Raw genomic sequence first — 19004 nt, forward strand, 5'->3', positions numbered from 1 at the left:
ATTATAAAATCAACGAATACGGCATTTCCAAATATTCAACCACTCTAGAAAGGAAGTCAGCTGCAGGAGCACCATCAATTACTTGGTGATCAAATGTTAAGCTTAAAGGTAGTTTTTGTTTTTGGACAACTTGACCTTTTTCATCAAGTACTAATTCATTCAACATAGATCCAACGCCTAAGATTCCTGTTTCTGGCGGGTTCAAAATAGGAGTAAAGTATTCTGCGCCGCCTTTTCCTAAGTTAGTGATGGTGAATGTCGAACCGCTATAATTTTCACTCTCTAACGTTCCTTGTTTTGTTTTTTCGATTCGATCATTTAAAGTCTTTCCTAACTCAGTCAGTGTCATTTTATCGGCATTTTTTACCACTGGAACAATCAGTCCTTCATCTAGCGCCACTGCCATACCTAAGTGAACTTCAGCAAATTCTTCTAATTTTCCATCATGATATAAAGCATTCATTTTAGGGGTTTCCTGTAATGCTAAAGTTGTTGCTTTGGATAATAAAGTGGTTATACTCATTTGTCCATCTGTTAATGGTATCCCAGCATTTTCTTTCATTTCTTTCCTAAAAGCCATCAATTGAGTCACGTCAGCCTTTTGTTGAACTGTTACTTGAGCAGTATTTTGTAGACTTGATGTCATGCGTTGAGCAATCGTTTTCCTCATACCAGTTAAACCAGTGCCTACTGATGTCGTTGTCGTAGCTGCTACACTTTCTTCTTGAGGTTCGAACATTTCGACATCACGTCGCGTGATCCGTCCATTGCCACCCGTGCCATTGATTTGAGAATAATCGATACCTTGTTCTTTAGCAACTTTTCTAGCTAACGGAGTAATGAAAATCCGATCGCCCTTTGCTTTTTCCTCTTTCGGTTTTACAGGTTCAGGTTTTTTGTCTGATGGTTCTTCTGGAGTTTCTTCGGTTGTGTCTTTTTTTTCAGTTTTTGAAGAAACCTCTTCACCTGGCTCGCCGATTAAACCAATGGCGTCTTTACAAGGAGCTACTTCACCAGTAGGAACTAATATTTTTATAAGTGTTCCTTCTGCTGGTGCTTCAACATCATGGCTGAGCTTTTCTGAGCTGATTGTACATACCGCTTCTCCTTTCTCAACTTGATCTCCTTCACCTTTCAGCCAAGTATCTACTGTACCTTCTGTCATCGTTAAACCTAATGTCGGCATAATAATTTCTGTTGCCATACTTTTTCGCCTCCTTTATTGTTTTAAATCCTCAATAATTTCGGAAGCTGTATCCATTACACGATCTGCATTAGGAAGATACAGCTGTTCTAAATTCGAGGCAAATGGCACGGGAGTATCTGGTGCGCAGATACATTTAATAGGACCATCGAGGTAGTCAAATGCTTTATTTCCGACAACTGAAGCAATATCAGTCGCTGTATTATTATGTGGGTTGGCTTCGTCAATTATAGCTAAGCGACCTGTTTTCTTAATTGATTCGATCACTGTATCTTGATCCCAAGGTGAAACTGTCACAAGATCAATGACTTCCACAGACACGTTCTCTTTTTCTAATTTTTCGGCTACATCTAAGGCGACATAAAGCATCTTTCCGATTGTAACAATGGTTAGATCCGTACCTTCACGTTTTACTTTAGCTTTGCCAATTTCTACTTTATAATAGTCTTCGGGTACGTCTTCTTTAGTCCCTAAAAGGGTTTTATCTTCTGAAAAGACGACCATATTGTCTTCTTCAATTGCCGAAAGCATTAAACCTTTGGCATCATAGGCATTTGATGGAACAACAACTTTAACTCCCGGGATGGAACCAAATAAACCATAATATGAACCGGAGTGTTGAGCCGCGGCTCCTGCACCAGCCCCGTGAGTCGTGCGAATAGTTAAGGGAACTTTAGCTTTACCGCCAAACATATAACGCATTTTTGAGCCTTGCGTTAAGATGGTATCAAGACAGTAACCAATAAAGTCGTTAAACATTAATTCCACTACAGGACGTAATCCAGTAGCTGCAGCGCCGACAGCCGCTCCCATATAACCGTTCTCAGCAATTGGCGTATCCATCACTCGCTGGCGACCAAATTTCCCCATCAGCCCGCTAGTTACTCCAAAAACACCACCAAAGGCATCTTCATTTTCTTCTAAGTGTTCAACTGTAGCTCCACCAGATTGGTCTTCACCAATCAAAAATACATTTTCATCTTTATCCATTGCTTGCTCTAAAGCTTCATTTATTGCTTTCATCATAGTAATTTGTCTAGCCATATTACTCTCTCCTTTATTAATTATTCAGCAAAAACATCTTCATACAATGAATCTGGTTCAGGAATTGGGCTATTTTCAGCAAAATTAATTGCTGCTTGTATGTCTTCTTCCGATTGTTTATTGATAGTTTCCATATCTTTTTTGCTTAATAATTCTTCTTTAAGGGCGTAGTCTTTAAACTCTTCAACAGAATTACGATCAGCTAATTCTTTCTCTTTTCCTTCATGTGCTTTATACTTTTGTTCGTCTCCTTCAAAGTGCCCATTATCACGATAGGTCAAACATTCAATCAATGTAGGCCCATTCCCTTTACGAGCACGATCAATAGCTTTTCCTGCTGCTTCATATACGGCAACAACATCTTTACCATCGACGGTTTCACCAGGGATGTCATAAGCAACTGCTCGTTCTGAAATTGTCTCAGTACTTGAAGCGTATTGATGCGGCGTCCCTTCACCATACATATTGTTTTCATTAACAAAGACAACCGGTAGTTTCCAAATAGAAGCAAGGTTTAAACCTTCATGAAAACTTCCCTCATTGGATGCTCCGTCACCAAAGAAACATACAGCAACATCTTTAGTTTTCAAATATTGATTACGCAATCCAGCACCAGTTGCTAAAGTTATACCGCCACCAACAATACCATTGGCACCAAGCATTCCCTTATCGATATCAGCGATATGCATGGAACCACCCTTACCTTTACCCAAACCAGTTTTTCGACCTAAGATCTCTGCCATCATCCCATTTAAATCACAGCCTTTAGCAATACAATGTCCGTGACCACGATGTGTACTCGTAATTGAATCATCTTCTGATAAATGGGCACAAACACCAGTCGCAATAGCTTCTTCGCCTGCATACAAATGTACAAAACCTGGAATATTGCCATCTGCGAAAAGTTCTTTAACCGAAGCTTCAAAATGCCGAATATCTTCCATCCTTTGCAATATCCATTTTGCACGTTCTTTATTTATTTTTTTCATATAAAATTCCTCCTCTTATCCGTGAATAGCTTGATCAATGATACTGTTTGCTTCTTCCCCAATAGCTTCAGATAATGTCGGATGAGCAAAAATTATGTCAGCTAATTCATCAACAGTTCCTTCAGATTCCTTGACTGCTAAAATCGTGTGAATCATTTCTGTTGCATGACTGCCAACTACCACTGCGCCTAAAATTTGCTGGTACTTCTGTTCACTAATAATTTTGACAAAACCCTCTGTTTCTGCAGAAGCTAGCGCTTTACCATTTCCGGAAAAGGGAAAGCTTTTGATGGTCACATCATGGTTTTCTTTTGCCTCGTCCTCACCTAAACCAAAACTTGCAACTTCCGGGTCAGTATATAAACAACGTGGGATCATATTTTGATCAACTGGATAGGTTTCTCCTCCACAGAATGCTTCTACTACACGTAATCCTTCCGCACTTGCAGCATGTGCTAATTGAAAACCTCCTATCATATCTCCAATAGCATAAATTCCCTTTTTACTGGTTTGATAGTGCTGGTCTACTTTAACAAAGTGTCCTACTTCATCCAACTCCAAATCTAACTGCTGCGGAACTTCCAAGTTTGCTTGTCTACCAGTAGCGATTAATAACTGATCAAAATACTTTTTTGTTCCATTTGACAACACAACAGCATCTTTTTTCACTTTCTCTATTTTGGCTTGAACAGTTACGTTGATTTTCATTTGCTGTAATTTCTTCTTAATTGTTTGTCTAGCTACGCTATCTTCTGTTAATAAAATATCCGAAGCAACTTCAATTAAATTTACTTTCACACCTAAAGGCTTCATGGCAAATGCTAATTCAACAGCAACTATACCACCACCGATCACTGTTAATTCTTTTGGTAATTCTTCCAGGTTAAAGAACGTGTCAGTTGTTAAATAATCTGCTTTATCAACTTCATTAATTGGGGGGATAAATGGATGACTCCCACAAGCTAAAAGTAGGTTTGTATAGCTAATTTTTTCTCCGTTTACAAACAGTTGTTGCTCTTGATCAAACGAAGCTAGTCCTTCGATATAATCGACTTTATTTTTTTGAAATAACTGTTTGATTCCCCCTTGTAAAGTTTGTATAACTTGATCTTTTCGCTGGACCATTTTAGCAAAATCAAGTGTTTCCTTATTGACCTGTAGACCATATTGATTAGCTTGCTCTGCAGATAAAATCCACTGTGCATGCGTTAAATAACTTTTTGATGGAATACATCCTACGTTCAAACATGCACCGCCGATATCTTTTTCCTCGATCACTGCTGTCTTTTTCCCTTTTTGCGCTGCTTTAATCGCACTTACATAACCACCCGGACCAGAGCCTATGACAACCAAATCATAATTTGCCATTCTTGCTAAACCTCCTTTTGCTAAATTGTTAAAATTTCAATACTCCTTTACCACCTTTCATTTATATAAACGCAACTTTTGTGCCAAGCAAAAAGGGAGTTAAAACAAATTTTCTTTTTCACAAATAAGTGCTAAATTTCTATTAAAAAATTTAAAAAACTATTAAAATAAGGTTTTGTCCAAGTGATTATTTCACAATTTTTTTAATAAAAATAGACGATGATTTAACTGTATTAGAGCTGAAACATATTGTTTCAGCTTGTCTCACATAAAATAACCGCAAACAACGAATAATCCTCATTCGTTTGCGGTCAAAATTACTTCATATTATGTGCTTTCATTTTTCGATAGAGTGTTGCCCGAGAAAAGCCTAGTCGTTTAGCTGTATTTGATATATGAAACTTTTCTTTTTCTAAAGCATTTTCGATCTCTTGTTTCTCGTTATTTGCCTTGGCATCAGTTACCTGTAAGCTTCCACTTTCAATCAATTCACAGATATCTTGTTTGGAAGGTTGTTCTGATGAATAGAAAACGTAAAGCCGTTCTAAAAAGTTATTAAACTCACGTACGTTTCCATACCAAGAATAATTTTTTGCTGCTTGAAAGATCTCTTCTTGCCAGTTAATCCTCCAATTTTTCTGCGTACAAAACTCTTGGATTAACGGACGAAGATCTATCAAACGCTCACGTAACGGTGGAATTGCTAATTGTCCGACAAAGATACGATAAAATAGGTCTTCTCTGAAACGTTGTTCAACAACAGCTTGTTTTAAATCCTGATTGCTTGCAGTAATTAAACGAAAATCGACCTTTTTTGGTAAACCATTGATCCGCGTTACCTGTTGGTCTTCCAACACACGCAACAAAGCGGTCTGCATTTTTTTCGACATATTATCAATCTCATCTAAAAACAGTGAACCTCCGTCAGCTTGTTCAATTTTTCCTGTATGGCCTTTACTATCTGCGCCGGTAAAAGCGCCTGGAGCATAGCCAAAAAGCTGGCTTTCTAGTAAGTTTTCATTCAATGCCCCACAGTTAAGAGCTACAAGTGGACCACTTTTTTTCGAACTATTATGATGAATCGTTTCGGCAATAATTTCTTTTCCGCTACCCGTTTCTCCATAAATATGAATCGGTAGGTCACTGGTAGCAAACATAACTACTTTCTTCAAAAACTTCTGATACTTCTCATTTTGGCTCGAAATTCCAGGATAGTAAAAACTGTTCTGTTCTGATGAGAAATCTTGGAGTAAAAACCGGTAACCCACTAATTCTTTATCTACATAAATTTCTTCTTGTTTATAAGTCGACTGACCATTTAAATAACTTCGGATATCATCACCGATCGGGAACTTATCTGTGTATTTATCAGAAATATAAACAATACGGAAATGTTCATCGCACAAAAGGTCATCTTCTGAATACTTAGCCACGTAACGAAGCAAACTATTCTTGCGCTCTAAATAATGATAGACAATTGTATTGGTTATTTTTTGTGTGACAACTCTTAACGGCAATTAGGCATCTTTTGACGAGCTATTTTGATATGTAGAAATATCAAGTACAGCAATTAGTTGATTTTCTTCATCAAAAATCGGTGAAGCAGCACAACTCCAGCTTCTAGAAGCTACAGAGTAATGCTCATCAAGGGTAAGCCATTCTTGTGATTTAGTTTTTAGTACTAAACCAATCGCATTTGTCCCTACCCCTAACTCTGACCAGCCGCTACCTTCTTGGAAAAAGATACCATTGGCGTAATCTTTTGAACGATAGCTACCCTCACGCCATAATATATTTCCAACTTCATCCGTTAGAACGAACAAAGGTAACTTCAATTCTAAGCAATTTTGCAATTCAGCGACTTCTTTTTTAACTAGTTGAATTAATTCCTGATGTTTTCTTCGTTGCTTTTTTAGCTCTTGTGCTGTCATTACTTTACGCGGTTTATGAAGATAAGGATCTACTTGGTTCATATAACATGTTTGCCAAGAATCAGCAATTTTTTCTGGCAAACTATCTAAAATTTCTTCGTCTCCATTAATAAATCGCTGCCAAATTTCTTGTTGCATATTGGTCACCTCATTATTTCCTTTCAACTTCATTCTAACATTTTTGGCCCAATATAAAAGCGATTTCAAAAAGAATAGTTCATATTTTTTAATTTTTCAGACAAATAGTGTAGGTAGTTAAAATATGACTGTCCCTATTTATCTAATCCTTATTACATTGCATGTTTCGTTCGTTCGATAATATCATATTAAGTAGCTTTTGATTGTACATTGAAGAAGACGGAATATCCAGCCACAAAACAAATAAATTCGATATTTTTCTAGACTTTTTTGCGCATCAAATAATGTTTTCTTAGAAATAGCATTATGTTGAATATGATATCCTTTAAATTTATTGAAAAACGTGCGTAATATCATAATTAATTTTTTCTTTTAGCTAGCGGTTCATTCAGCTAATTTATTTATAAATTAAAAAATTTGGTATTATACTTATAGAAGATAGATAATACGTAAAGGAGGAATAAATGGCTATTGAAACAACGACAACAAAAGTAATATTAAAAAGTGGCGTAAAAGTATCATGTAAATCTAGAAATTTTTAGTTTACTGTAGATGAGCCAAAATCTAGTGGTGGCACGAATGCTGACATGAATCCAGTAGAAACGTTATTAAATTCATTAGGAACTTGTTTAACAACCGTAGCAAAAACTTTTGCTAAATCTAAAAATATTCAGTTAAAATCTTTCAAAGTTGACTTGGAGGGCGAGATTAACTCTGATAGTTATACGGGAAAAAGATCCAAATGCTAAAAAGGGATTCTCAAAGATTAAGACTATCTTTTATATAGAAACTGATAATACTGAAGAAGAAATTAGGGACTTTATTGACTTTGTTAACCTGAATGATTTATAAAAATTTGTGGATAACGCATTCGACTGTTCAACGAGGTGACTTTTATGTTATTTTCCCTTTTTATCGCCGCTTTTGAATAAAGAATAGAAAGGGATGATCGAACGACGCTAAAAAAAGATAAAATTCTTCCTAGAGAATGAAAGCCAAGCTTTTTTTATCAAGAGGAAAAGGGGAAAAGTAAACTAGAGATTCAATCGCTGAATTCGTGTAAGGACTTCCCAAAAAAGCGTGTTGTAAACATTCGTACTTGATAAGTGAATTTGCACTTGACGCGCGTGTTCTGTGACTTTTCCAGCAATATGAAATAGTTGAAAACGGATCGTGTCAATCACCGTCGTCTTTTTCTCTTGCGGAAAAGTCAGCTGTTTCATCAAGTGGATGATATTATAGGCGATAAAACTTAGGGCTAAGCGAACCTTATTCGCTAAAAAGGAAGGACTGTCCGTTTTATCAGCGAAAAATCCGGTCTTCATTTCTTTAATGAAGTTTTCCATATTCCCTCGTTTTTGATAGAGCTGAAAAATGGTTTGGGGCGAAAGATGAGCGAAATCGGTCACCACAAATTGAAATTCGGAAAAAAGTAAAGTTTCGGCTTTTCGAGTAGCCTTGATGGCTACTGTTCGAGATCGGTCCCAAGAATCTGCTTGATAAGCCATCTTAAAATATTGCTGTTCGGACTTTGTGTAGTCCGTACCGTTGGTATATTGGACAAGATGTTGCGCATAATGAATCAACCGTACGTTATTTTTCAATTTAATCACATAATGGGCGCCTCGACACTCACATTGTTTATAAATTTCCGGTTTGGCAAAGCCACTATCCCCGCGTACAAGCATTGTGGGATCACTCGAACGTTGTTGGTAATGCGCCAACATTTCTACGAGATAATCTTCGGCGTGGGTGGAGGTATAAGATTTGCCATGACGATGGCGAACATCTAATGCCAATCCGGTTAAACCTTCAAATGCCACAAATGGATGATACCCATTGAGGCCATAGTGGTAAATATATTCCCCTGCTTCTTGCTTTCCGTAAGTGGGACAACAGGTGGAATCCAGATCAAGCACGAGTTGTTGGCTGTTTTGCTGGTCCATGCCTAAATCGCCAAGTTTTTTCGCCACTTGTAATAGTTGATTAACATTTTCTTCTGTCAAGGTATGAAGCAAAGTAGACATCATAAATTGCGAACTAAGGCGTTCTTGTTTCAATGCTTCCTTAAAAAGGCGATCATATTGTAAGGTATTGGCGTCTCGGTCTCGAGAATAACCAGCGATCAATTGATATAGCCATTGTTTTACGACATCCAGCCATTCATGTTGGGCGAAGGCACGATACTCTGGAATATGAACGTATTGCGCTAACAGGGAATCAAAACGAATTTGATTTAGAAACTCCGAAAGTAAGACGAGCCCCGCGTCATTGGTTAAGGTGCCACCGTCATTGGCGATCAAGATGGCTTTTTGCTTATTGAATGTAAGAGAATTTTGTTGTAAAGTGAAAGACATAAGAACGCACTCCTTATTGTTATGTTTCGTTGACTTTACAATAACACGAAGTGCGTTCTTTTTGTACACCCAGAAGGTGAAGCAACTCAACCTTTAGAAAAAAGCACATGCCAAGGATTGAATGATCCTGGGAAAAATTTATAAATCATTCAGGATCACTATTATAATCCAAAAAAGATTTTTTTTAAACAATATTTTTTTATTGTTTATTAAATACAAAATGACCGCTTTTTCCACCTTCTTTTTCTAACAAATGACAATCTGTAATTTGCATACTACGTTCCATTGCTTTACACATATCATAAATGGTTAGTGCAGCAATTTGACAAGCAGTCAGCGCTTCCATTTCCACGCCAGTTTTTCCTGACATTTTAACCATAGCAGTAATTGTTAGTGTATCTTTTTCATTATCTTCAAAAATAATATTCACTTTTTCTAAAGGTAATAAGTGACACATCGGAATCAGTTCACTAGTCTTTTTAGCTGCCATAATGCCCGCAGTTTGTGCAACTGCTAGCACATCTCCCTTTTTTACTTTACCATCTTTAATTCTTTGTAAGGTTGCCTCTTTCATGATTACTTTTGTTTGAGCGCTAGCTTTTCGCACAGACCTTTCTTTATCGCCGACATCAACCATATTCGCATGACCTTGCGTATTAAAATGGGTTAGTTTATCCATAATTTTTTCTCCTATCTGATATTAATAAGATTGCATTTCTAAAAATATATGCTATGTTAAAAAAAGAAGTTCAATACTTAACAAACGAGGGATTCAAAATGAACCGTTACGATCGCCAAATACGTGTTGACCAAATCGGCTTAGCCGGACAAGAAAAATAAAACAAGCGGTTATTCTAATTGTAGGATGTGGCGCACTAGGTACTTACGCTGCAGAACAGTTGATTCGTACCGGCGTACAACATTTAATTTTAATTGATCCAGACATTGTTGAAGAAACTAACTTACAAAGGCAAACGCTTTTTACAACAAAAGACGCTCAAGCTCAAAAAGCAAAAGTAACTGCTGCAAAAGAAAAACTTCTTCAAATCAATCCTAAAGCAAGAATTGACGTTTATCAAGAACGATTTGATAGTGCCTTATTCCACCAGCATAAAAAAATTCATTTGATTTTAGACTGTACAGACAATTATTTAGCAAGACGATTGATCAATGATTACTGTTTGGCTTTTAATTTGCCTTTTATCTTTGCGTCTGTCGCTAGTACTTCAGGACAAGTGATGCCTCTTTTTCCCAGCGAAGGTCCCTGCTTATCCTGTGTTTTCCCTCAATTACATCAATTAGAAAAAAAGGGATGTGATACTATCGGTGTGATAACGCCAATAGTTCCATTGATTTCAAGCATCCAAATTTCACTTTGTTTACAATACTTAGTAGGAGATTTAAAAAATTTTCATACCCTACATATGGTCGAATCATGGCCCTTAAAAGTTTCTTCTTTTCAAGTAAATAAACAAACAGATTGTTTGATGTGTAATCAAAAACAAAGTCATACCAGTGCCTCAGAATTGACCGAAACTTGTGGGGAAGTGTTTCAAACTACATTTCCTTTTCTTAGTCTTGAAGAGATAGAAGGATTATGTATAGATCAAAAGCTTACTTATCAAAAGAATCCTATTGCAATAAAAATGCAACTAGGTAGTTTTGAAATTACATTTTTTAAAAACGGGCACACACTTTTTTACGGCTTTACTGAAACTGAAGCTAAAGAAACCTTTGGCAAGATCAAAAAATATTTAGCTCAATTGCATCCATAATAACTAACTTTGCTAAATTTATCTAGCCATAACAATTTTTAAACAAGATTATAAAAAAAGGTTTTTGAGGCAATCCCTCAAAAACCTTTTTTACTAACTTTCGTATAATTCTCTCAAAGGCGTCATAATAATGCGATTCAAATCATTGATCGTTGTACTGAAAACTTGTTCTTTTTGCATCAAGTCATTAATTAAAGGCTCTTGTTGAACTTGTTGCGCTAATTCTTGTGCTCTTTGCGCGTCTTCGTCTGTCATATCTTCGCCTTGTGACATCTTTTCTTGTAATTCTTGTTGAAAAGTTTGAAATTCCTTAAATAAACGATAAGCTTCTTCGTTTTTTTTCAATTCAGCAAAAGAACCACTTAAGTCTTGGAACTGTTCCAATTCTCGAATTTCTCTTTCCAGTTGATTCGCAGTATCATAAATATTTGCCATAAAAATTTTCCTCACTTTTTCTTTATTTATTTTATTGTAACATGTTCAACATTGATTGGCTAATTGTTAGTTAAAGCGCTCTTTAAAGCCCTGAATCAGTTCTTTGCCGCCTTCTTTAACACGTTCGCCAAATTCATTCATTCCTTGTCTTGCATCGTCGGTAAACTGGTCAACATTTTGTTTCCAGCCATCTTCACCTTCATCTTCAGAATCTTCTTCTGTTTCAGAAGACTCTTCTACTTTCCCGCCAGTTGCATAAGCATCGGCCACATCAAATTGTGTATTATTGCTATAAGGCAACATATTTTCCGCCTGCGCTTTAAAGATTTGACCTACAACGTCACCACTAGTACCACTAAAGTTGTGCTCTTCATCCGTTTCCTCAAAACCAAGCCAAGTAGAAATTACAGTATCAGGCGTATATCCAACAATCCATTGGTCTTTATTTTGGTCGGGATCATAGTCTGTTTCGGTGGTACCAGTTTTACCTGCGACAGTATATCCATAAGGATTAGCACTGGAGGCTGTACCATTAGAAAATGTTCCTAAAAGCATACTTGTCATTTCGTTAGATGTCTCTTTAGAGATTATTTTTTCTCCCTTAGGCTTTGTATTATCAACGATTACAGCGCCATTAGCATCCACAATTTTTGTGATCAGATGAGGCGTATATAAGGTACCGCCATTAGCAAATGAGCCGTAAGCTCCTGCCATTTGTACCGGTGAAGTGCCATACTCCAAACCTCCTAATGCTAATCCATAATATTTATCTGAATCAGTTAGTTCAAGCCCAAATTCTTTTGTTTTGTTATATCCCTTATTTATTCCAAGTTCATGTAACATCCAGACAGCTGGTAAATTCAAACTACGAGCAACTGCCTCGTACATAGGAACATCCCCTTCATGCTCGCCATTGAAATTTTTGGCATCATAATAATCTTGTGGTTCATCTTTTAATGTGCTATCTGGCATATAGCCCGCTTCAAGAGCTGGCGTATAAACACTCAATGGTTTAATCGTCGAACCAGGAGAACGTTTCATATCTGTAGCAAAATTAAAGCCTCTAAATGTATGCTCCCCACGACGCCCAACCATGGCCTGTATACCGCCAGTATTAGGATCAACAGCCACCGAAGCTGATTGCACCATTGTTCCATCCTCAGCATCAGCTGGAAAGTTGTTACCATTGTCGTATACTTCTTGCATGCCATTTTGAAAATTCGTGTCTAAATCAGTATAAATCTTATAACCACGATTCATTAAGTCATCTGCCTTAATATCATACTTTTCTTCTGCTTCTTCAATGACAGCATCAAAGTAATAAGGATACTGGTAACCTTCATCCTCTTGTTGATAAGTATCATTGACTAAATCGCTTATAGCGACTTGTTCTTCTTGTTGTGCTTCTTCTTTTGATATTTTATTGTTATCCACCATTACTTGTAAAATTGTATCACGTCGATTACTTGCATTTTCTGGATGGTCAATAGGATTATACAAAGATGGGCCTTTTAACATACCAGCAATTGTTGCTGACTCTCCTAATGTAAGATCAGCAGCATCAACACCAAAATATTTTCGCGCTGCATCTTGCACTCCCCATACGCCATTACCAAAGTAAGAGTTATTCAAATACATAGACATGATTTCATCTTTACTATAATTTTTCTCAATTTCAATTGCTAAAAATAACTCTTTAGCTTTACGGTTAAAAGTTTGATCTAACGATAAATAGGCATTTTTAGCCAATTGTTGTGTAATTGTACTACCTCCACCACCAGATGCATTTCTTCTAATAACCATGCGCAATCCCGCACGCGCAATTCCTTTGATATCAAAACCGCGGTGCTGATAAAAATTACGATCTTCAGTCGAAACTACTGCATCTACTACATAAGGTGACATATCTTCTACGCCAATATATGTCCCTTTTTGCGAAGAAACACTCCCTGCTTCATTTTCCTGTTTATCATAAATCACTGTTTCTTCTTGTAAACCAGCTTTTAATTCTTGTACTTTGGTCGTTTTCGCTATATAAAAAAGATAGATACTCATTACTAAGACTACAATCAACCCAAGTAGTAGTAATATTTTATTGACATGATATTTCTTCCAAATTCTCTTGCGCCAGTGATGAAACTGTACAAGGTATGGTTTCAGCCATGCCCAAAATGACGATAAATATTTTTTTATCGTACTAAAAAAGCGCTGAAAATCCATTACTTTTCCCTCCTGGTGTTAAGTGTAGCATAATTCCCTTTTTCTCCAATACTGCTCGAGTTGTATTTTTACTGATGAATCTTATACATTTTATCATTTATCTTAGCGGATTTGCTTATTTTTTTATTAAAAAAGCATTAAACATGATACAATAATGAAGCGAAAGGAAGAAAATCAATGGAATATTCAATCACTTTACCTACTTTTCAAAAAACAATAACGCTTCGTGAATTGTTAGAAACCCAGTGGCTTGTTCCTCGAAAAGTGCGTCATTTTCTGCGAACACGTAAAAATGTCTGGTGTAACCATCAACCGATAAAATTTCATGAAATGGTGCATGCTAATGATATGATTACCTTGCGAATTGAAGAAGATGATTATAATTATCAAACAGTAAAAGCTGGATCAAAAGAAAATATCGAAGTTTTATATGAAGATGAACATTTAATTGTTGTCAATAAAGCTAGCGGGGTGAAAACACATCCTAACCAACCCGATGAAACAGCTACGCTCTTAAATGACCTAAGTGCTTACCTAGGTAAAAAAAATGAACGACCTTATGTCGTTCATCGCCTGGACAAAGAAACGTCTGGCGCTATCTTGTTCGCTAAAAGTCCCCTTGTTCTCCCTATTTTAGGAAGACTCCTAGAAGAAAAGAAAATCTACCGAAACTATCAAGCAATCGTTTGGGGCAAGCTAACACAGGACTGTACAATCGATAAAAGAATTGGTCGTGATCGCCATGATAAACGCAAGCGTATCATAAGTGAACGCCAGGGTAAAACTGCCATTACCTATGTAAAAGTCCATCAAGTGTACAAACAGACCAGTGAAGTCTATTGTAGCCTCGCCACAGGCAGAACACATCAAATACGTGTTCATTTAGCAAGTATAGGACACCCAGTTGTAGGTGATCCACTATATCAAAACAAAGAAGAAAAGCGCCTAGCTTTACATGCCTACAAAATAAAATTCCTTCACCCATTTACTCAGGAACAAATCGAGGTAATAGCTAAGCCAGGCCTTTGGTAAAAAATAGTTCATTTGTTTTCAAGTAGCTTTATTTCTTCTTCGGTTAGTTCTCGGTAATCTCCAGCCTCTAACTGATCATCAAGGTACAATGCCCCCATGCGGATGCGTTTTAAATGAGTAACTTCTTTCCCGACAGCATGAACCATCCGTTTTACCTGATGATATTTACCTTCATATAGTACCAAACGTATTGTCGATTCTTCATTTTCTTCATCTACTTGTTCGATCGTCAACTCAGCAGGTAAACAAAGTTCATCGCCGTCAATCTTTAAACCTTCAGCAAAACGTTTAATATCTCTTGTCGTCATAACTCCTTTAACTTCAGCGATATATTCTTTTTCTACATGTTTTTTAGGAGAAAGTAAACGATGTGAAAGTGCGCCATCATTTGTTATTACAAGCAGTCCTTTTGTATCTTTATCTAAGCGACCTACCGGAAAAAGATCTGAGCGAAAATCTTGATCAGAAAAAATATCCAAAACAGTTAATTCAAAATCGTCTACCGTAGCACTGATAACATCAGCAGGTTTATTGAGTATATAATAAAAGTATTTTTGATAAATAATTTCCTCTTCGTCTAAAGTGACACGATCCTCATTTTCATTGACTTGAAATTTATCTGAAACTTCAGTTTTACCATTAACAGCTACTCGTTTCTTTTTGATCAGTTGCTTCACTTCTTTTCTTGAACCCACATCCATATTTGCTAAATATTTATCTAAGCGCAAATTTTATCCTCCTTTTAAAAGAAAGTTCGAAAACCAAAACGATTTCCGAACTTATTTATGTCTATTTTATTTTATTCTTAATTTTTGACGTAATGAAGCCATTTTTGCTCCTAAAAATTTATCAGCTAAGCGGATTTTCAGCGTCATATACAGATAAGTTATTACACCTATGACTGCAACAATTAAAATCAAAATAAAAGATTGAACTTTACGTTCTTGTGTAAAGATCATCCCAAAAATTCCGCGTGCAATAGCAGCAAAAACAATCATAGCCATAGACAGCATAAATATTAATACTACCCGTCGAAAAGTTAGACTAACGTTAAATCCAGTTTCTTTCTGTAATTTACGTAAGTTAAGATAACAAGTCACCCCAAAACCAAGTATGGTAGAAACGACCGGACCGTAAGATTCCAACATATAAATACTTAAGTATTGAGTTAAAAATTTAACAGCTAGACCAATAATAAAGTAAAGCACAGCTGAAGAATTTTTATAAATCCCCTGCAGCATACTTGAAGTGAGCATGAATAATCCTAATAATAAGCCGGAAAAACTAACGGCAATCAAAAGGTTAGCTCCTAAACGATTCGGTTGATAAAATAAAGTATTCAGCGGATAAGCTAGCAGCATCATACCAAATGTCGATGGGAACATAACAAAGGTATACAATTGTAAATTATTACCAACGAGTTTTGCTAAAGCAGGGCGATCTTTTTTTGCAAAAGCTTCAGTTACTAAAGGTAACCCTACCGTAGCTAAAGAAGTGGCAAGACCGATGACTACCATTACTAATTTGTCTGGATTGCTACTAAACAAGGCGAATAAAGATTTCAACTGTTGACCAGAATATTCTGTAAAACCAGACATAGTACGAATAAACGTATATTGATCGACCATTTTGTAAATGGTAATTCCCGATCCTACAATAATAAACGGTACAGCTTCTCTAATAGTTTGAAGTAGTAACCTTGTTGTATTAACTTTGACTTTTCCTGGACTCATATCTGCTAAGACATCCAGATGTCCTTTTTCTTTTTTGTAGTAATAAAGCAACACAGCAATACTAGCTAATGCTCCAATAAAAGCAGCTAAAGTTGATTGTGTCACTGCGGCAACATAATCACCGCTTCCTAAGCGCATAATAACAAAAGTAGCTAACAACATATAACCAACGCGAGCTACTTGTTCAATTAATTGCGAAATAGCGTAGGGAGCAACGTTTTGTAAACCTTGAAAGTAGCCACGAATTACACTCATTAACGGAATAACTAAAATTGCCACGCTTAGAGAGCGCATTGAAGGAATTAATTCTACTCCACCTCCAGCATAACGTGCAAGAGCAGGTGCCGCGAAATACATAATAATTGCAAAAACTGCGCCCAGCCCTAACATCAATTGCAGAGCCCGTATAAAAAGCTTCTGACTCGCTCTATATTCATTGATCGAGTTATAATAAGACACTTGCTTGGCAATCGCAGAAGGAAGACCTGCAGTTGAAATCATTAAAAATAAGGCATAAACATTATAGCTCATTCCAAATAACGCATTTGCGGGTAAAGCATCATCACCTAACCAATAAATCCAAGGTAAAAGATAAATGACACCTAAAAGGCGTGAACCGATATTACCAATTGTCATCCATGCAGAACCGCGAGCCATCTTGTCTTCATTTGTTAACTCTGGTGTTTCGGGGTCTTTATTATTCATCATGATTATCTTCTCCAACTTTCTTCATACATAATCCTTATTTTAATTCGAAACACCAGCAATCGCAAATGATTTTTAAAAACGACTTCTTTTGTTAAAAAAATTTATCAAAAATACCGGTTTTTCTTCTCCTGTGCTATAATGGTTGAGAAGTTTTTTACCAGAAAGCAAGGTGTGTGTAACTTATGTATTCCATAACCCTTAAAGGGCTCTATCAATTATTAGCAGAAAAAAATTTATTAAAAGAACCAAGCAGCAAAGAGCAACTAACTGATCAAAAATTCACTTATCTGTCTTATGACTCCCGTGATTTAGCAGAACAAACCTTATTTTTTTGCAAGGGACTCCATTTTAAAGTAGCGTCTTTACAAGATGCCGTGGACAAAGGCGTAAACGTCTATGTCTCTGAAAAAAAATATGATACATCAGCACAAGCTATAATCGTTACTGATATTCGCAAAGCCATGGCTATTGTGGCACAAGCTTTTTATCATAATCCTCAAGATAAATTATATAAAATCGGAATTACAGGTACTAAAGGAAAAACAACAACAGCTTACTTCATTAAAAAAATATTGGATGATGCATTTGCCAAAAAAGTGGCGCTCTTCTCTTCAGAAGAAACCACTCTAGATGGCACAACGCTTCTTCCTTCAAAATTAACAACACCTGAAGCACTTGATATATATCGACAGATGGCTACTGCTTGTGAAAATGGACTAACACATTTAGTAATGGAAGTATCGTCACAAGCATATAAAACAAAAAGGGTTTATAACCTTACCTTTGAAACTGGGATCTTTTTAAACATTAGCCCAGATCATATCAGCCCTATCGAGCATCCAACATTTGAAGATTATTTTAATTGTAAAAGGCAGTTGTTATTAAATAGTAAACAGATGGTGATCAACCATGAAAGTGATCAATTTGATATCTTAGAAAAAACTTGTAACGATCACCAAATTCCTTTATACACTTATGGACATAATGAAGGAACTTACCTTTTATCAAATAAAGAAGAGGCTCGCAGTTTTAATTTAAAAGCGAAAAGCAATGATATGCTAAGTATTAGTGGCGACTATAAGATAGCTTTATTTGGGCAATTTAACCACGAAAATGCTACAGCGGCTATTTTAGCTTGCGGATTAGCAAATGTATCAAAACAAAAATGCCAAGAAAGCTTACCATTAACTCAAATACCTGGCCGTATGAATTTACTGGAAAAAGCAAATGGAGCTTACATTTTTATCGATTATGCTCATAATTATCTGAGCATTCATTCTATCGGTCAATTTGCGCAAGAACTAAGGCCTAACGGACGAATTATCATTGTCACAGGTAGTGCAGGAGGAAAAGCTATTTCTCGTCGACCTGATATTGGAAAAGCACTATCAGAATATGCAGACATTGCTATATTAACCAGTGATGATCCAGATTTTGAAGATCCCGCTGATATTGCTGCAGAAATAAAAACTGCCATTACAAATCCTGATACTGATGTTCAATTAGAGCTTGATCGCGCCAGCGCTGTTACTTCTGCTTTTAAACAAGCACGAGCAAACGATACAGTCATCGTTGCCGGTAAAGGAACTGAAAAGATGATGAAATATCGCGGAACAGAAGTCACTTACGAAGGTGATTTTGATATCATTAAACGTCTAATTAATGAATCCAACGAAAACTAATTATTTCATTTTTATTACATTTTTATTTTCTTTGGAGTATGCCTTTATTTTTATGCAATTTTTCTTGTATAATCAATGTATAGATAAGTTGAAGGAGCGTTTCCATGTCTGCTAAACACAAAAAATTACTATTTTTCATCGGTACTATCGTTATTCTTTTAGTTGCTTATTTTGCTTGGAAATTTTTAGCGGCTATTCTTGCACAAGGAACCATTGAAAATTATACTCGTTCTACCGTTCCTTATGGCTTTGTATTAATGTGGTTTTTCCCAATTGTGGCTACTTCCACTTTATTTCTAGGATTAGCACGTGCAAAAAAATAGACTTATTAAAATACTCTTGGACTAAAAGCTAAGAGTATTTTTTATTTTCCTCGCATTTATGATAT

Annotated in this window: 17 protein-coding genes and 1 pseudogene; 5 read left to right on the forward strand and 13 right to left on the reverse strand. The window is 36.3% G+C overall.

The window, feature by feature from the left end; translation table 11 throughout:
* Nucleotide 1 precedes the first annotated feature (1 nt).
* From C7K42_RS07840 to C7K42_RS07865, 7 genes and pseudogenes are all read right to left on the reverse strand, one after another.
* The gene (locus tag C7K42_RS07840) at nt 2–1204 is read right to left on the reverse strand and encodes a dihydrolipoamide acetyltransferase family protein (protein WP_014123522.1); all 1203 of its coding nucleotides are present in this window, start codon (nt 1202–1204) and stop codon (nt 2–4) included.
* 15 nt (nt 1205–1219) lie between these two features.
* Nucleotides 1220–2248 carry an alpha-ketoacid dehydrogenase subunit beta gene (locus C7K42_RS07845; RefSeq protein WP_014123521.1) on the reverse strand — a complete coding sequence of 343 codons (1029 nt, stop codon included), beginning with the start codon at nt 2246–2248 and terminating at the stop codon, nt 1220–1222.
* A gap of 20 nt (nt 2249–2268) precedes the next feature.
* On the reverse strand, nt 2269–3237 hold the full coding sequence (locus C7K42_RS07850) for a thiamine pyrophosphate-dependent dehydrogenase E1 component subunit alpha (RefSeq protein WP_014123520.1): 969 nt from the start codon (nt 3235–3237) through the stop codon (nt 2269–2271).
* Between the two features lie 15 nt (nt 3238–3252).
* Entirely contained in the window at nt 3253–4605 is a 1353-nt protein-coding gene (gene lpdA / locus C7K42_RS07855; protein WP_103099733.1) for a dihydrolipoyl dehydrogenase, read from the reverse strand.
* Nucleotides 4606–4922: 317 nt separating this feature from the next.
* Entirely contained in the window at nt 4923–6122 is a 1200-nt protein-coding gene (locus C7K42_RS07860; RefSeq protein ID WP_234976213.1) for a sigma 54-interacting transcriptional regulator, read from the reverse strand.
* Nucleotides 6123–6674: a GAF domain-containing protein gene (locus C7K42_RS13175; RefSeq protein ID WP_234976212.1), complete on the reverse strand. Its 552-nt coding sequence runs from the start codon at nt 6672–6674 to the stop codon at nt 6123–6125. It lies immediately after the preceding gene.
* A 188-nt stretch (nt 6675–6862) separates the two neighbouring features.
* Nucleotides 6863–7046: pseudogene (locus C7K42_RS07865) on the reverse strand (glycine radical domain-containing protein); the annotation flags it as partial.
* 215 nt (nt 7047–7261) lie between these two features.
* Between C7K42_RS07865 and C7K42_RS13180 the strand changes: the two are divergent.
* Nucleotides 7262–7423, forward strand: a complete 162-nt coding sequence (locus tag C7K42_RS13180) for an OsmC family protein (protein ID WP_014123516.1) — start codon at nt 7262–7264, stop codon at nt 7421–7423.
* A 285-nt stretch (nt 7424–7708) separates the two neighbouring features.
* Here C7K42_RS13180 and C7K42_RS07875 read toward each other — a convergent pair whose 3' ends face one another.
* Together C7K42_RS07875 and moaC are read right to left on the reverse strand one after the other, a co-directional pair.
* Complete coding sequence (locus C7K42_RS07875) at nt 7709–9031, reverse strand: IS1380 family transposase (RefSeq protein ID WP_014123515.1); 1323 nt, start codon at nt 9029–9031, stop codon at nt 7709–7711.
* A 199-nt stretch (nt 9032–9230) separates the two neighbouring features.
* Nucleotides 9231–9713 (reverse strand): cyclic pyranopterin monophosphate synthase MoaC, encoded by a 483-nt coding sequence (moaC, locus tag C7K42_RS07880; RefSeq protein ID WP_103083412.1) that lies wholly within the window; start codon nt 9711–9713, stop codon nt 9231–9233.
* Nucleotides 9714–9888: 175 nt separating this feature from the next.
* On the opposite strand from moaC, the gene C7K42_RS07885 reads away from it, so the two are divergent.
* On the forward strand, nt 9889–10806 hold the full coding sequence (locus C7K42_RS07885) for a HesA/MoeB/ThiF family protein (protein WP_234976233.1): 918 nt from the start codon (nt 9889–9891) through the stop codon (nt 10804–10806).
* A gap of 93 nt (nt 10807–10899) precedes the next feature.
* Here the strand turns inward: C7K42_RS07885 and C7K42_RS07890 are convergent, their stop codons facing one another.
* Nucleotides 10900–11241 carry a YlbF/YmcA family competence regulator gene (locus tag C7K42_RS07890; protein WP_014123512.1) on the reverse strand — a complete coding sequence of 114 codons (342 nt, stop codon included), beginning with the start codon at nt 11239–11241 and terminating at the stop codon, nt 10900–10902.
* A 66-nt stretch (nt 11242–11307) separates the two neighbouring features.
* Nucleotides 11308–13461 (reverse strand): PBP1A family penicillin-binding protein, encoded by a 2154-nt coding sequence (locus tag C7K42_RS07895; protein WP_103099865.1) that lies wholly within the window; start codon nt 13459–13461, stop codon nt 11308–11310.
* Between the two features lie 177 nt (nt 13462–13638).
* On the opposite strand from C7K42_RS07895, the gene C7K42_RS07900 reads away from it, so the two are divergent.
* The gene (locus tag C7K42_RS07900; protein WP_014123510.1) at nt 13639–14493 is read left to right on the forward strand and encodes an RluA family pseudouridine synthase; all 855 of its coding nucleotides are present in this window, start codon (nt 13639–13641) and stop codon (nt 14491–14493) included.
* Between the two features lie 8 nt (nt 14494–14501).
* Here the strand turns inward: C7K42_RS07900 and C7K42_RS07905 are convergent, their stop codons facing one another.
* Nucleotides 14502–15221, reverse strand: a complete 720-nt coding sequence (locus C7K42_RS07905) for a pseudouridine synthase (protein WP_069028516.1) — start codon at nt 15219–15221, stop codon at nt 14502–14504.
* Nucleotides 15222–15287: 66 nt separating this feature from the next.
* Nucleotides 15288–16934: a putative polysaccharide biosynthesis protein gene (locus tag C7K42_RS07910; RefSeq protein ID WP_014123508.1), complete on the reverse strand. Its 1647-nt coding sequence runs from the start codon at nt 16932–16934 to the stop codon at nt 15288–15290.
* 182 nt (nt 16935–17116) lie between these two features.
* On the opposite strand from C7K42_RS07910, the gene murE reads away from it, so the two are divergent.
* A complete protein-coding gene (gene murE / locus C7K42_RS07915) occupies nt 17117–18616 on the forward strand; it encodes a UDP-N-acetylmuramyl-tripeptide synthetase (RefSeq protein WP_014123507.1) in 1500 nt (499 codons plus the stop codon).
* A gap of 104 nt (nt 18617–18720) precedes the next feature.
* Nucleotides 18721–18939 carry a hypothetical protein gene (locus C7K42_RS07920; RefSeq protein ID WP_014123506.1) on the forward strand — a complete coding sequence of 73 codons (219 nt, stop codon included), beginning with the start codon at nt 18721–18723 and terminating at the stop codon, nt 18937–18939.
* Nucleotides 18940–19004 lie beyond the last annotated feature (65 nt).

Origin of the sequence: Tetragenococcus halophilus subsp. halophilus DSM 20339 (genome assembly GCF_003841405.1) — a bacterium.
Taxonomy (GTDB): Bacteria; Bacillota; Bacilli; order Lactobacillales; family Enterococcaceae; genus Tetragenococcus; species Tetragenococcus halophilus.

Excerpts from the sequence above, each read along its gene's own strand:
- C7K42_RS07850 (WP_014123520.1), bottom strand. The coding sequence starts at position 3,237 with ATGAAAAAAATAAATAAAGAACGTGCAAAATGGATATTGCAAAGGATG.
- C7K42_RS13180 (WP_014123516.1), top strand. The coding sequence starts at position 7,262 with ATGAATCCAGTAGAAACGTTATTAAATTCATTAGGAACTTGTTTAACA.
- C7K42_RS07840 (WP_014123522.1), bottom strand. The coding sequence starts at position 1,204 with ATGGCAACAGAAATTATTATGCCGACATTAGGTTTAACGATGACAGAA.
- C7K42_RS07900 (WP_014123510.1), top strand. The coding sequence starts at position 13,639 with ATGGAATATTCAATCACTTTACCTACTTTTCAAAAAACAATAACGCTT.
- C7K42_RS07895 (WP_103099865.1), bottom strand. The coding sequence starts at position 13,461 with ATGGATTTTCAGCGCTTTTTTAGTACGATAAAAAAATATTTATCGTCA.
- C7K42_RS07845 (WP_014123521.1), bottom strand. The coding sequence starts at position 2,248 with ATGGCTAGACAAATTACTATGATGAAAGCAATAAATGAAGCTTTAGAG.
- murE (WP_014123507.1), top strand. The coding sequence starts at position 17,117 with ATGTATTCCATAACCCTTAAAGGGCTCTATCAATTATTAGCAGAAAAA.
- C7K42_RS07875 (WP_014123515.1), bottom strand. The coding sequence starts at position 9,031 with ATGTCTTTCACTTTACAACAAAATTCTCTTACATTCAATAAGCAAAAA.
- C7K42_RS07910 (WP_014123508.1), bottom strand. The coding sequence starts at position 16,934 with ATGATGAATAATAAAGACCCCGAAACACCAGAGTTAACAAATGAAGAC.
- C7K42_RS13175 (WP_234976212.1), bottom strand. The coding sequence starts at position 6,674 with ATGCAACAAGAAATTTGGCAGCGATTTATTAATGGAGACGAAGAAATT.
- C7K42_RS07920 (WP_014123506.1), top strand. The coding sequence starts at position 18,721 with ATGTCTGCTAAACACAAAAAATTACTATTTTTCATCGGTACTATCGTT.
- lpdA (WP_103099733.1), bottom strand. The coding sequence starts at position 4,605 with ATGGCAAATTATGATTTGGTTGTCATAGGCTCTGGTCCGGGTGGTTAT.
- C7K42_RS07890 (WP_014123512.1), bottom strand. The coding sequence starts at position 11,241 with ATGGCAAATATTTATGATACTGCGAATCAACTGGAAAGAGAAATTCGA.